Consider the following 13,940-nt stretch of genomic DNA (forward strand, 5'->3'; position numbering starts at 1 on the left):
GAGCGGCTTGAGGTTCGCCCGGGCGGCATACAGCGCCGCGGTGTAGCCGGACGGCCCCGAACCGATGATGATCAGATTACGGACCTCGTCCACTGCCGACTCCTCAGTCTGCTCTTCGCCGGGATATCCGCTCGGCGACACTGCACGCTAGAACGCCATGCTGGGTACCGCCATTCCCGCCCGGGCAGCCGTGGCCGACCTCACGCGGGTTGTCTGGGGTGCCGTTCAGCGTACCGGGACTTTGTCGAACACGTCGGCGCCCGCGACGCGCGTGCCGCAGTCGGCTCCGGCGGCCCAGACCCAGTCGCCGTTCTCCGCGGTGAACCGCACAATGACGGCTGATACGCCATCGAACCGGGCGAAGTCGACCGTCTGGACCGCGATCGTGCCGCCGGCGTTCTCGCGCTCGATGGCTGCGAAGCACTCCTGGAGCGCGGCCTGGTCGGACAGCCGGGCCAGGGCCGGGTCTTGGAGCGCGATGCGGCTGCGGTTCGGCTGGTCGGCCCCGGACTCGCCGAGGGCCGACGAGGAGGCGTTGTCGCTGGCGGTGAGCGGCTGAACGGGTTCGATGGCGAGGGTGGCGCGGGTGTAGTCGGTGCCCGTGGCCAGGATCGTCTCGCCGGGGGCGGAGGACATCGCGCGCTCGTCCGAACCGACGGAGGAACCGGCACTGTCGTTCGTCTGCTGTCCGCTGGTACCGGCGAGATAGTCGGCGCCGAAACCGACAAAAGCGATGAAGCCGGCCGCGATGGCGATCGGGGTCACCCAGCGGCGCCGGCGGCTGCTCGGCGGGCCGGGGGCTGCGGCGTCGCCCTTGACCAGGGTCAGCGTGGGCGCGCTGAACATGCCGTCGAGCCGGGCGGCCAGGTCGTCGGGCATCGGCTCGGGCCCGAGGCGGCCCAGTTCGGCGCGTACCAGGGTGACCCCGCCGCTGAGGGACTCGTATGCCACGCGCCATTCGGGATCCTCGGCGATCAGCGTGGCCACCGCGGACTCGTCGGGGGTGCCCTCGAGGGCCCCACCGATGTAGTCCGCCAGCAGGTCGATGTCGACCCCGCTGAATTCGGCCCCGGTCACCTCGGGTCCCTCCGTTCGTTCCGGCCGGGTTGCGGCTGCGTCGTACCCGGTCCCGATGGGACGGTTTCGGCGGCGTCCTGGTTCCCGGCCGCGGCGTGACCGCTGTCTCTCCCCCGCAACTCGCCGAGCGCGAGCGCCATCCGGGCCCGGCCGCGGGCGCACCGGCTCTTGATCGTGCCGACCGCCACGTCGAGGATCTCGGCCGCCTCGGCGACCGGGTAGCCCTGGACGTCGACCAGCACGATCGCGGCCCGTTGGTCGGCCGGCAGATCGGCCAGCGCCTGCCGGACGAGCAGCGACGTCTCGTGGTCGGCGACCGGGGCGGCCGGTTCCACGCCGGACGGCCGGTCGTCGGAACGGCTGCCGTCGGGCAGCGGCACGGTCGGGTGGGCCTGGCGGCGGCGGATGCGGTCGAGGGAGGCGTTCACCACGATGCGGTGCAGCCAGGTGGTGACAGCCGAGTCGCCGCGGAACCGGGCCGCGTTGCGGTGGGCCGCCAGAAGCGCGTCCTGTACGGCGTCGGCTGCCTCTTCACGGTCGCCGATCGTGCGCAGGGCAACGGCCCACAGGCGGTCCCGATGCCGGCGGACCAGTTCGCCGAACGCCTCGCGGTCGCCGTCGACATGGGCGCGCAGCAGCTCTGCGTCGCTCGGCGAGGCGTCCCCGGAAGTCACGCCAGCAATCTATCTGGACGGCGCGAGCGGCGGGGACCGACGCTCAGTAGCCGTAGACCTCGATCTCTTGCAGGCTGACCTTGAAGCCGCCGTTGCCGTCGTCGGCCGAGGGCAGCTTGGTCATGAAGACCAGCACGTAGCGGTAGGTCTGGTCGGGGTTGAAGACCGAGAAGACCTCGCGCGTGCCGTCGGTCTTGGTCTCGCTGTCGCCCAGCCGCTTGTAGGTCTGCATGATCTTTTGGTCGCCGGCCGAGGTGTCGCCGGGGTCGTCGGAGCCGGCCCGGATGTCCATGGTGACGCCCGGCTGCGACAATTCGACCTGGATCTCGGAGAGCTTGCGGGCCGATCCGAGGTCGACCAGGACGCCCATGCCCGGCTTGAAGTTGCCGAAGTTGGCCTGCTTGAACCGCTGGGTCTCCCAAGCCGTGTCGGCGTCGCCGTCGACGGTGAACTTCGACTCGCCGGTGTCCTCGCGGCTGCCGTCCGGCGGGTCGACGATGCGGACCATGTCGGCCGTCAGCGCGATCTTCTTGGGCGCGGGGGCCGGGGTCTGCTCGTCGGCAGGCGTCCCGGTGCTGCTGCCGGCGCCGGCCTGGGTGGTGCCGGACGGCTTGTCGTCGCCCGATGTGCTGATCGCGCGGATGCCGAACACCAGGCCGATGACCGCGATGACGACCAGCGCCGCCACCCCAACGATGATCTTGGGTGTGCTGCGGGTGGGTTCGGTCGTCGCGTTCTGCGTGAAACGCAGGGGGCCGACGTCCTCGTAGTCTTCCTCGGCGGCGTCGAGCCGGGCCAGTTCGGCGGTGAGCGCGTCGGCCTCGGGCGCGGCGACCCGGGTGTCGAGCAGGTCCATCGTCAGGTCGTCGAGGTAGGCGGGGATGCCGGCGCGGATCTGCCGGGGCGCGGCCGGGTTGCCGGTCGCGTCGCGGTTGGCATCGGGCAGCGTCGAGCGGCCCACCTCGGTGTGCGGCCAGTGGCCGGTCAGCGCGAAGTAGAGAATGCCGCCGACCGCGCGGATGTCGCCCTCGACGTTGTCGGCCGAGTCGGCGCGGGCGTCGGCCAGCACAACCCGGCCGTCGTCGCCGATCAGCGTGGTGCCGGGGTGGACGTTGCCGTGCACCATGCCGGTCGCGTGCACCGCGGCCAGGGCGTCGGCGATCGAGTGGGCGATCGCGGTGGCGCGGCCCGGGTCGAGCGGTCCGTCGGTCGAGACCAACTCGCGCAGCGATTCGCCGTCGACCCACTCGCGGACGACGTAGGCACGGGCGCCCTCGTCGATCGCGTCGTAGACGCCGACCAGGTTGGGGTGGATGACCCGGCTCGCGTCGACCGCGGCCTGGAGCATCTCGGAGGCCGAGCCGCCGCCGGGGTAGCGCAGCACCACGGCGACCGGGCGGCGCAGGATGACATCGATACCGCGCCAGACCTGCCGGCCGGCGCTGTCGTCGTTGACGTGTTCCTCAAGCTGATAGCGCTCGGCCAGGACCTCACCGGCGGCAGGCGCACCGAAGGTCATGACTGGTCCGTCCGCATCGGCCGCGGTCTCGTGGCCTTCGCCGACCTGGGTCACCAGTCCTCCTCGGTGCTCCACGCACGGTACGCCGTGCTAGGTGCAGATGTTGCTAGCTGCAAATGCCGTACTCGGTGCGAACGGCGACGTGCCTCAAGCACATGCCGACACCGACCATACCCGCCCGGGGCTATGCCGCGGCAGGTCGTCCCCCCGGCGCGGCAACCCCGGACACCGCGCTGAGTAGCTTCCAGGTAACGCTCGGTGCTAGTAAAACGACTGGTCAGCGGCCGAGTTTGCGGCGCACCAGCCCGATCACCTGGCTGACCTCGGAGACCCGCAGAACGAGCGCCGCGCCCAGATAGGCCACCAGAATCACGGCGCCGCCCGCGATCAGTTGCAGAATCGCCTCGCCGCGGCCGGACGGGGCCCCGGCGCCGGGCAGCAGATGCACGACCAGCAGCCCGAGGCCGGCGGCGACAGCGGCCGCGATCACCACCTTGATCAGGGCCACGGCGACCGAACCGAGGTTGAGCCGGCCGATCTTGCGGCGGAGCACGGCCAGCGAGATGAGCGCGGAGACGGCGTACGAAATCGCGTTGGCCGCCGTCATGCCGGCCGCCGACAGCGAGGCCTTGAGCACCTCGGCCAGGACAAAATAGGCGCCGATGCGGACGGCGACCACCGGCAGGTTGATCAGCGCGGCGGTGCGGTTGCCCTGCAAGGAATAGAAGGTGTAAGTGCAGAGGTAGCTGATCGACAGCGGGATCACGGCGAACGCGGCCACCACGAGCACCGTGCCGGTGGCCAGCGCGTCGCCGTTGTCGAACGCGCCACCCTGGAAAAGCATGACGGCGATCGGGGCGCCCAGCACGCCGTAGACCACCGCGATCGGGGCCAGCGCCACGGTGACCAGCCGGATGGCCCGGCTCAGGTCGGCGCTCACCTCGGCGTAGCGGCCCTCGGCGGCGGCCGCGCTCATCTTGGGCAGCAGCGCCGTCATCACCGAGACGCCGATGATCCCGTGCGCCATCGTGACCAGCAGGAAGACGTTGTTGAAGGCGAGCACGCTGGCGCTGCCCTCGCCGGCCACCCGGTTGAGGATGCGCACCACGACGAAGACGGCGATCTGGTTGGCCGCGACGTAGCAGAGCATCCAGCCGGCCAGCCGGCCGATTTCGCCCAGGCCCAGCGAGCGGGGATCCCAGCGCCACTTCCAGCTGAAGCCGACCTTGCGCAGCGCCGGCAGCAGGCCGACCGCCTGGGCCACCATGCCGAGCAGCATGCCGCCGCCCATCACGGCGATCTGCGCGCCCGACACGTCCTCGGGCTGCAGGTCCTTGTCAGTGCCGAAAGAGACGATGAAGACGCCGCAGGCAGCGATCACCACGAGGCTGTTGAGGATCGGCGCCCAGGTCGGCGCGGCGAAGTGACCCCGGGTGTTCAGCACCGCGCCGATCATTGCGGAGAGCCCGGTGAAGAAGATGATCGGCAGAATCCAGTACGCGAAGTTCGTGACCAGCGAGCGGTAGGCGGCGGTGTTGTCGTCGCTGGCCTGGATCCAGGTGATCGCCGGGGCCGCGACCACCACCAGCACAGTCGCGATGCCGAGCGACACCACGGCGAAGGTGAGCAGCTTGCGGGTGAATTCCAGCCCGCCGTCATGGTCGGCCTTGCGCCGCCGCACCAGCAGTGGCACGAGCACGCTGCTCAGGATGCCGCCGAGCAGCAGCTCGTAGATCTGGCCGGGAAGGAACTGTGCGCTGGTGAACGCGCTACCGATGTACCCGCCGAGGGTGATGCCGATCAGGGCGTTGCGGACGAAGCCGATGATCCGGCTGATGAAGCTGGCCACCGCCATCATCGCGCTGGTGCCGACCGTGCTCGTCGCTGCCGGCGGCGGCAGCTCTTCGGGCGGGAGGGCCTGATCCTCGGCCGCGGCCACCCCGGGCAGTTGGTCGTCGACCGAGATCAGAGTGACGCCGTCCTCGGGCCTCGGCGGCTCACCGTAGGGCGCGGCGTTCGCGCTGCGGTAGACGCCGTCCTCCGGCCGCGGTGGCTCACCGTCCGGCACGGCGTTCGCGCTGCGGTAGATCCCGCCGTTCACCGAACCTCCCGAGCATCGTGCGGAACTCCAGCCACCATAGAGGTGCAATCACAGACTGTGCCGCAGGAGCGTGCCCGGTTCGGCCCCGGCCAGGGTCTCGACCATCCAGCAGGCCTCGGCGGGCACCAGCGGCTCACTCAGCGCGTCGAGCACGGTCGGATGATCGCAGCCGGCCTCGGTGAGCGCACCGAGCAGGGCCGGAATAGGCCGAAGATCACCGCTTTCCAGGATGTGCCGGGCGATCGGGCGGGTGTCGGCGTACCACTGCTCGCGGGAGACCGCCTCGAGGTGCGCGGCGGACAGGCGTACGAGATCGGCCAGAAGCTCGCGCGGAAAGCGCGACCCACCGCGTACGTCGTGAAAGGTGATCTGCGACCGGCTGAGCTCAGCGATCGCGGCCTCGTCGAGCACCTGCGGCGACGGCACGGCCGGGGCCGGCCACCAGTCGTCGCCGGCGAAGAGCGGCAGCGGCGCCTGTTCGGGACCCGACGGCTCGGCCGGCGGCACGTCGCGGCGCAGCGACCGGTACGCCGCCTCCCGCATCGCGGCCACCGCGGGCTCGTCGTCCTCGGGGGTGGCCGGCGCGAACGGCGACAGCAGCGCGACCACCAGGCCCGGGTGCGGCAGCGTCGGATCCTCCCAGGCGATCACCCGGGCGCAGAGGTCGAGCTCCCACCAGCGCAGGGCGGCAGGGACGGGACCGCCGGCCGGCGCCCAGGCGAGCTGGACCGGTTCGCTGTGGGCCGGACCGCGCAGACCGAGCGTGCGCTCGCCGGTGGCCGGGTCGAGGTCGAGCACGAGGGCATAGCCGCCGATGACCGGGAAGGTCACACGCAGCTCGGAGGTCGGGTTGTCGCCGATCGCGCCGGTCCAGAAATCTGGGTTCTCGGTCAGGCGGAGCAGCGCCTCGGGAACGGGCACCCGCCCATCCTGCCCGCTGGCGTGGTCCCCTGCCACGGCCGCGGTTCGACCGCCCCGCCCGCTGCCCAGAAGCGGACTGACGGCCTCCCTCCAACCGTCCCACCCGCCGCCCTGAACCCGACTGACGGCCTCCCTCCAACCGCCCCACCCGCCGCCCAGAACCCGACTGACGGCCTCCCTCCAACCGCCCCACCCGCCGCCCAGAACCCGACTGAAGACCTCCCTCCAACCGCCCCACCCGCCGCCCAGAACCCGACTGAAGACCTATAGCCTGGTTGTCCCATGTCTGTGTTGAACACCGCCCAGCGAAACGCGGTCGCCGAGTTGCTGCGGGTCTCCCCCGTCGCCGATGAGCTGGGGCGCCGGTTCGGCGCCGCCGGCCATGAGTTGCACCTGGTCGGCGGTTCGGTGCGCGACGCGCTGCTCGGCCGGCTCGGCGACGATCTCGACTTCTGCACCGACGCCCGCCCCGAGCAGACCCTCGAGGTCGTGCGGGGCTGGGCCGACGCGATCTGGGAGACCGGTCGTGAGTTCGGCACGATCGGCCTGCAGAAGGACGGCCTGCGCCTCGAGATCACGACCTTCCGGGCCGAGGCGTACGACGGTGTGACCCGCAATCCGGTGGTCGAGTACGGCACGTCGCTGCTGGACGACCTCGAGCGGCGTGACTTCACGATCAACGCGATGGCGGTGTCACTGCCCGGGCACGTCTTCACCGACCCGTACGGGGGACTGGAGGATCTCGCCGCGAAGGTGATCCGCACCCCCGCCCCCCCAGCCCAGTCCTTCGGCGATGATCCACTTCGGATGCTGCGGGCGGCCCGGTTCGCGTCCAAGCTGCAGTTCATTGTGGATGAAGCGGTCATTTCGGCCATGCGCGACATGGCCCCCGATCTGCAGCGAATCACCGCGGAACGGATCCGGGACGAGTTCACCAAGCTCATGACCGGCGCCGACCCGATCGCCGGGCTGCGCCTGCTGGTCGACACGGGCCTCGGCGACTACTTCATCCCCGAGGTGGCCGGGCTCAAGCTCGAGATCGACGAGCACGCCCAGCACAAGGACGTCTACGAGCACACGTTGATCGTCGTGCAGAACGCGATCCGGCTCGAGGGCGACGAGGGGCCCGACTTCGTGCTGCGGATGGCCGCGCTCATGCACGACGTCGGCAAGCCGGCCACCAAGGCGGTCGGGCGCGACGGCCGGGTCAGCTTCCACCACCACGAGGTGGTCGGCGCCCGCCTGACCCGCCAGCGCATGAAGGCCATGAAGTACCCCAAGGACGTCACGTCGGACGTGGTCGAGCTGGTCGGGCTGCATCTGCGGTTCTACGGGTACGGCCGGGGCGAGTGGACCGACTCGGCCGTGCGCCGCTACGTCACCGACGCCGGTCCCCTGCTCAGCCGGCTGCACAAGCTCACCCGCTCGGACGTGACGACCCGCAACAAGCGCAAGGCAGCCAACCTGGCGGCCGACTACGACGCGCTCGAGGACCGGATCGCCCGGCTCGCGGCCGAGGAGGATCTCGCCCGCGTCCGCCCCGACCTCGACGGCAACGCGATCATGGAGCTGCTGGGTGTGCCACCGGGCCCGGTCGTGGGTCAGGCCTGGCGCTTCCTCAAGGAGCTGCGCCTCGACCGGGGGCCGCTGACACGGGACGAGGCCGAGGCCGAGCTGTTCAAGTGGGCCCGCGACAACGGGCACCTCTCCTCTTAGAGACTGTCGTACCCCCGGGGCAGAATCGGGGGCATGTTCGTCGTCGAATCACCCATCGGACCGCTCGGCGTCGCCGTCGAGGGCGACACCGTCGTGGGGGTGCGCTTCGCCGCCCGGCCCGGGCCGGGCGGCTCCCATCCCGCGGTCGCGCAGCTCGAGGCGTATTTCGCCGGCGAGCTCACCGACTTCTCGGTGCCGGTCGAGATGCCCGGCGGGTCCGAGTTCGAGCGCTCCGTCTGGGGTCAGATCGCCAAGATTCCGTACGGCGAGATGGTCACGTACGGGGCGATCGCGACTGCTCTGGGCGACCCGGGTGCTGCCCGCGCGGTGGGCACGGCCTGCAACCACAATCCGATACCGGTGATCGTGCCGTGTCATCGGGTGGTCGGCGCCGGCGGCAAGATGGTCGGTTTCGGCGGCGGCCTCGACCGCAAGCGCAAGCTGCTCGAGCTCGAGGCGCGGGTCGCCCTGGCGCGAGCCTGGTCATAGCGAAAGAGCGCGAGCCTGGTCACAGCGAGAGAGCGCGAGCCTGGCCACAGCGAAAGGGCCGGGCCAACCGGCCCGGCCCTTTTCGACTGGATGGCTCAGCTTTCGACGTCACCGCGGATGAACGCCTCGACGCTCTCCTTGGCGTCATGGTCGTTGTACTGCACCGGCGGGGACTTCATGAAGTACGAGGAGGCCGACAGGATCGGGCCACCGATCCCGCGGTCCTTGGCGATCTTGGCCGCGCGGACGGCGTCGATGATCACACCGGCCGAGTTCGGTGAGTCCCACACCTCGAGCTTGAGCTCGGCCATCAGCGGGGTGTCGCCGAACGAGCGGCCCTCGAGCCGGATGTAGGCCCACTTGCGGTCGTCGAGCCACGGCACGTGGTCCGACGGGCCGATGTGCACGTCGCTCTTGATCATCTCGTGCGGGATCTGGGAGGTCACCGACTGAGTCTTCGAGATCTTCTTGGAGACCAGGCGGTTGCGCTCCAGCATGTTCATGAAGTCCATGTTGCCGCCGAAGTTGAGCTGGTACGTGCGCAGCAGCTCGACACCGCGGTCCTCGAACAGCTTGGCCAGCGCGCGGTGCACGATGGTCGCGCCGACCTGGCTCTTGATGTCGTCGCCGACGATCGGCAGGCCGGCGTCGGTGAACTTCTGCGCCCACACCGGGTCGGAGGCGATGAAGACCGGCAGCGCGTTGACGAAGGCGCAGCCGGCGTCGATCGCGGCCTGGGCGTAGAACTTGTCGGCCTGCTCGGAGCCCACCGGCAGGTAGGAGACGACCACGTCGACCTGGGCGTCGCGCAGCGCCTGCACGACGTCGACGGCCTCGACCGACGACTCCTCGATGATCTCGCGGTAGTACGTGCCCAGACCGTCGAAGGTCGGTCCACGCTGGACGGTGACGCCGGTCGGCGGCACGTCGGTCAACTTGATCGTGTTGTTCTCGCTGGCGACGATCGCCTCGCTCAGGTCCATGCCGACCTTCTTGGCGTCCACATCGAACGCCGCGACGAACTTCACGTCGGATACGTGGTAGTCGCCGAAGGTCACGTGCATGAGACCCGGGACGCGGTCGTTGGGGTCGGCGTTCTTGTAATACTCCACGCCCTGTACGAGGGACGAGGCGCAGTTACCCACACCGACGATGGCGACGCGGACGGAGCCCATCGCGTTTGCCTCCTTGTTCATCACGGCCGGTCCTGATGCGGACGCGGGGGTTCGGGGGATGCGTCCGCAGCCGGCTCCGTGGGGAGGTCGATCTCTCCCATGGACCCGGCGGGGGCGCGGCCGGAACGCTCATTCGTGATGAGCTCCTCCAGCCAGCGGACTTCGCGCTCGGCGGCGTCGAGTCCGTGTCTCTGCAGTTCGAGCGTGTACGCGTCGAGCCGGCCCGCGGCGCGTGACAGCACGTCGCGCAGGCCCTCCCGCCGTTCCTCTATGCGCCGGCGGCGTCCCTCGAGGATGCGCAGCCGGGTGGCGCGGTCGGTCCGGGAGAAGAACGCGAAATGGACACCGAAGCCGGCGTCGTCGTACGTCTCCGGGCCGGCCGAGGCGAGCAGATCGGCGAACCGCTCCTTGCCGTCGGCAGTGATCTTGTAAACAACGCGGCCCCGCTTGCTGGTCATCGGGGGGATCATCGACGGGTCGGACTCGGATTCGGTGATCCAGCCGGCCGTCCGAAGTCGCTTGAGCGTCGGATAGAGGGTGCCGTAGCTGATCGCGGCGCGGAAGGTGCCCATCTTGGTGGACAGCTCCTTCCGGAGCTCGTAGCCGTGCATCGGGGTCTCCTGGAGGAGGCCGAGAATCGCCAGTTCCAGCATCAGCCAACCCCCTTCACTTCGCCCCGATGTATCGGCCCGATACATCGCAACCGTAGATCCGTTGTCACGGGTGCGCAAGGTGTTCATGACTGCGCTACTTGTGCGCCACGCTGAGTGATGACTGTCGCCCCTTCACGCTGGACCGCGTACTCTCGTCGCCATGCGAACGCAGCGGCAGGTCGTCGACTACTCGCTACAGAAGCGAGCAGTGCTGCGTGACGTGCACAACGGCAAGGTGGGGACGCTCGAGGTCTGTGATGCCTCGCCATACCTCAAAAGCGCAGCTCGATTCCATGGCGAGCCGACCGAGGAGCGATGCCCGATCTGCCGCCGCGACAATCTGACCCTGGTCCACTACATCTACGGCGACGAGCTCAAGCAGACCGCCGGGCAGGCTCGCAAGCTCTCCGAGCTGCCTGCGCTGGCGATGACGCTGCGTGAGTTTCAGGTGTACGTCGTGGAAGTGTGCCAGTCGTGCGCGTGGAATCACCTGACCGAGCAGTACCTGCTCGGCCGGGACGCGCTCACCGCTGACGAACTCGATCGGGACGATGCGGTCGCCGCCTCGTCCGCCGCGGGCCGCCACCGCGAACTCGGGTTGTCGTCATACGGCTGGGACGGCCGCCGATGACGCGGATCGATCTCGCTACCGTTGACACGACCCCGACCGGCTCGCGCATCCAGCGCCACGGCCGGTCATTCATGACATCCGTCAGGGCGGCTGCCGGTATGCAGCCCGAATCGTCCGCGCGCGTCGTCGCTGGTGAGGTCCCCTCCAGGGTCCTCCCGGCGCACGTCACCGCGACCGAGGTGTGACCGCATGAACTCGTACGGCGAACCGCAGTCTTCGCGTGCCCGGGCCCGTGTGCCCGGATCCGCGAACTCCGCGCCTGACGACGACCAATCTTCCTATTCGGCGTCGGCCCGGCCGGCGCCGGACGCGTACCGCCGCGGCTCCGGTGGTCGCGCCTCCGTCGGCTCGGCCTCGGTGGGGTCGGCCTCGGTGGGATCGGCTCCCGCCGGTCGTGCTGCCGTGGGCTCCGCCACACCCGGCCGTGCTCCGGTCGGCTCGGCCCGGGTCGGTGCGCGCGCCTCGGTCGGCGCCGCTGCCCCGGTGCGCGGCACGGGACCGGTCGCGCGGGCGGCCGTACGCCCCGGGCCGTCGACCTTCGGCCCGAACGACGAGGGCAGCATCGGTGGTGGCGGTCGGTCGGGCGGCGGCAAGGACAAGTCGAAGGCGGCCAAGCGCCGCCGCCGCACCAACATCCTGACCGCCGCGGCGGCCGTCATGGTCATCCTGCTCGGCGCGGGCGTGGTCGGCGGCACCTACTTCTTCGACGATGTCGACCTGCCCTCGCCGGTCAGCGAGGACCAGTCGAACGTGATCCTCGACACCAAGGGCGCCGTCCTGGCCAAGCTGGGCGAACAGAACCGCACGGTGGTGCCCGAGGCTCAGATCAACAAGGTGGTCGAGCACGCGGTCGCCGCCGCCGAGGACAAGAACTTCTACAAGCACCACGGCATCGACATGAAGGGCATCGTCCGCGCCGCCTGGAACAACTTCACCGGTGGCGACCAGCAGGGCGCGTCGACGATCACCCAGCAGTACGCGCGGCACGCGGCCGACCTCAAGGACATCAGCTACAACCGGAAGCTCCGCGAAGCCGTGATCGCCCGCAAGCTGGAGGGCAAGTACAACAAAGACCAGATCATGGGCATGTACTTGAACTACATCTACCTGGGCAACGGCCGGTACGGCATCCAAGCCGCGGCGCAGGGCTACTTCGGCAAGTCGGTGACGACTCCGGCCGGGCAGAAGAACGCCATCACGCCGTACGAGGCCGCGGTTCTTGCCTCGATCATCAAGCAGCCGGAGCCCACGGCCACGCATGGCGGATACGATCCGAACGTCAACCCCACCGACGCCAAGGCCCGGTGGGAGTACACGATGGCCAACATGCTCGAGATGGGCTGGATCTCCCAGGACGTCTACAACAAGCGCAAATACCCGACGGTCAAGAAAGCCACCAAGAGCTCCACCGCCCGCAGTACGGACGGCAAGCCGGTCGGCATGATCATGCGGCATGTTCGCGCCGAGCTGGCCGAGATGGGCATCAGCCAGCAGGAGTTCGACAAGGGCGGCCTGACCGTCACCACCACGATCGACCCGGTGGTGCAGAAGGCGGCCGAGGAGGCGGGCTCCCGCAAGAGCGAGAGCTCCCCGATGAACGACAAGCCGGCGACGTACCAGGCGGCGGTGATCGGCATCGACCCGAAGAACGGGCGGGTGCTCGGTTACTACGGTGGCGACGACCCGACCGGCATCGACTACGGCGGCTACATGCGCGGTGACACCCTCAAGATCGACGGTGGCCAGTCGCCCGGCTCGACGTTCAAGATCTACACGCTGGCGGCCGCGTTGCGGGAGGACATCTCCTTCAAGACGCGCTGGGACGGCACGAAGCTGCGCCCCAACGGCACGAAGATCAGCAACGCCGGCGCCGACCCGGGCACGGTCTGCAAGGGCCAGATCAAGCGCTGTGACCTCGAGACGGCGACGATCAAGTCGTACAACTTCCCGTTCTACTGGATCGCCGACGGCATCGGCCGTGACAAGGTGATCGCGGCCGCCCGCGACGCCGGCGTCGGCCACATGTACACCGACGACGGCAAGCTGGTCGACCTCAACAAGACCGACAAGTCGACCTGGACCAAGAAGGGCTACTTCGACAACGAGGTCGCCTTCGGCCAGTACCGTGTCGTGCCGCTCGAGCACGCCGAGGGTGTCGCCACGATCGTCGGCGGCGGCGTCCACCACGACGCCCACTTCATCCGTTCGGTGTCCCGGGTCGACCCCGACACCGGCGAGAAGTCGATCGTCGGCAGCGAGAAGATCGACGGAAACAAGGTCTTCGAGCCCGACCAGATGTCGAACCTCCAGTCCGTGATGAAGGAGATCGTCGAGGTCGACGACCGCGACCTGCGCAACGGCCAGGAAGGCATCGCCAAGTCCGGCACCTGGGAGTTCAAGGAGGGCAGCGGTGACACCTGGTTCGTGGGTGGCATGCCGCAGCTCGCCGCGACGGTCTGGGTCGGCGGCGCCAAGAACAAGGTCGAGCTGAAGGAATCCAACGGCCGGGACATGTTCGGCGCCGGCACACCGTCGAAGATCTGGAAGAAGTTCCTCGACGCCGTGATCAAGGCGAAGGATCTGGAGCGCGAGGACTTCCCCAACCGCGTCGAGACCGGCAACCCGGACAGCCCCTTCGCCAACGGCCAGGCCGCCCCGCCGCCGCAGCAGGACCGGTCGGACAACGACGGCGACTGCGTGCTCGGCTTCATCGGGCCCGACTGCAACCAGAACAACAACAACGGTGGCGGGAACGGGAACGGCAACAACAACGGCGGCGGTAACAACAACGGCGGCGACAACAACGGTGGTGGCGACAACAACGGCGGCGGTGGCAACAACGACGGCGACGGCGGTAATACCGACGGCGGCGGCGATGAGGATGACGGCGGCGGGACACCCGAACAGCAGCCGACAGAGCCGACACTGACGCCACAGAACAACGGCGACTAGCTCGTTCACCGGCGCGCATCCCTCAGGGGGTG

At 69.4% G+C, this 13,940-nt stretch carries 11 protein-coding genes and 1 pseudogene; 4 read left to right on the forward strand and 8 right to left on the reverse strand.

The window, feature by feature from the left end:
- The 6 genes and pseudogenes from LXN57_RS35680 to LXN57_RS35705 all read right to left on the reverse strand — a co-directional run.
- Positions 1–93: pseudogene (locus LXN57_RS35680) on the reverse strand (thioredoxin-disulfide reductase); the annotation flags it as partial.
- A 132-nt stretch (positions 94–225) separates the two neighbouring features.
- Positions 226–1,077, reverse strand: a complete 852-nt coding sequence (locus LXN57_RS35685) for an RsmA family anti-sigma factor (RefSeq protein WP_251802638.1) — start codon at positions 1,075–1,077, stop codon at positions 226–228.
- The gene (gene sigM / locus LXN57_RS35690; protein ID WP_251802639.1) at positions 1,074–1,751 is read right to left on the reverse strand and encodes an RNA polymerase sigma factor SigM; all 678 of its coding nucleotides are present in this window, start codon (positions 1,749–1,751) and stop codon (positions 1,074–1,076) included. The genes LXN57_RS35685 and sigM overlap by 4 nt, the downstream gene beginning before the upstream one ends.
- 43 nt (positions 1,752–1,794) lie before the next feature.
- Positions 1,795–3,324 (reverse strand): protein kinase family protein, encoded by a 1,530-nt coding sequence (locus tag LXN57_RS35695; RefSeq protein WP_251802640.1) that lies wholly within the window; start codon positions 3,322–3,324, stop codon positions 1,795–1,797.
- A gap of 223 nt (positions 3,325–3,547) precedes the next feature.
- Positions 3,548–5,371: a murein biosynthesis integral membrane protein MurJ gene (murJ, locus tag LXN57_RS35700; RefSeq protein WP_251802641.1), complete on the reverse strand. Its 1,824-nt coding sequence runs from the start codon at positions 5,369–5,371 to the stop codon at positions 3,548–3,550.
- 48 nt (positions 5,372–5,419) lie between these two features.
- On the reverse strand, positions 5,420–6,292 hold the full coding sequence (locus LXN57_RS35705; protein WP_251802642.1) for a hypothetical protein: 873 nt from the start codon (positions 6,290–6,292) through the stop codon (positions 5,420–5,422).
- Between the two features lie 282 nt (positions 6,293–6,574).
- On the opposite strand from LXN57_RS35705, the gene LXN57_RS35710 reads away from it, so the two are divergent.
- Together LXN57_RS35710 and LXN57_RS35715 are read left to right on the forward strand one after the other, a co-directional pair.
- Positions 6,575–8,008: a CCA tRNA nucleotidyltransferase gene (locus LXN57_RS35710; RefSeq protein ID WP_251802643.1), complete on the forward strand. Its 1,434-nt coding sequence runs from the start codon at positions 6,575–6,577 to the stop codon at positions 8,006–8,008.
- A gap of 33 nt (positions 8,009–8,041) precedes the next feature.
- A complete protein-coding gene (locus LXN57_RS35715; RefSeq protein ID WP_251802644.1) occupies positions 8,042–8,497 on the forward strand; it encodes a methylated-DNA--[protein]-cysteine S-methyltransferase in 456 nt (151 codons plus the stop codon).
- 95 nt (positions 8,498–8,592) lie between these two features.
- Here the strand turns inward: LXN57_RS35715 and LXN57_RS35720 are convergent, their stop codons facing one another.
- Complete coding sequence (locus tag LXN57_RS35720) at positions 8,593–9,672, reverse strand: inositol-3-phosphate synthase (RefSeq protein ID WP_251802755.1); 1,080 nt, start codon at positions 9,670–9,672, stop codon at positions 8,593–8,595.
- Positions 9,673–9,692: 20 nt separating this feature from the next.
- A complete protein-coding gene (locus tag LXN57_RS35725; RefSeq protein ID WP_251802645.1) occupies positions 9,693–10,325 on the reverse strand; it encodes a PadR family transcriptional regulator in 633 nt (210 codons plus the stop codon).
- A gap of 160 nt (positions 10,326–10,485) precedes the next feature.
- On the opposite strand from LXN57_RS35725, the gene LXN57_RS35730 reads away from it, so the two are divergent.
- Entirely contained in the window at positions 10,486–10,956 is a 471-nt protein-coding gene (locus LXN57_RS35730) for a DUF5318 domain-containing protein (protein ID WP_251802646.1), read from the forward strand.
- 402 nt (positions 10,957–11,358) lie between these two features.
- A complete protein-coding gene (locus LXN57_RS35735) occupies positions 11,359–13,908 on the forward strand; it encodes a transglycosylase domain-containing protein (RefSeq protein WP_251802647.1) in 2,550 nt (849 codons plus the stop codon).
- Positions 13,909–13,940: the final 32 nt, after the last annotated feature.

It is taken from the genome of Paractinoplanes hotanensis (genome assembly GCF_023717965.1).
Lineage (GTDB): Bacteria > Actinomycetota > Actinomycetes > Mycobacteriales > Micromonosporaceae > Actinoplanes > Actinoplanes polyasparticus.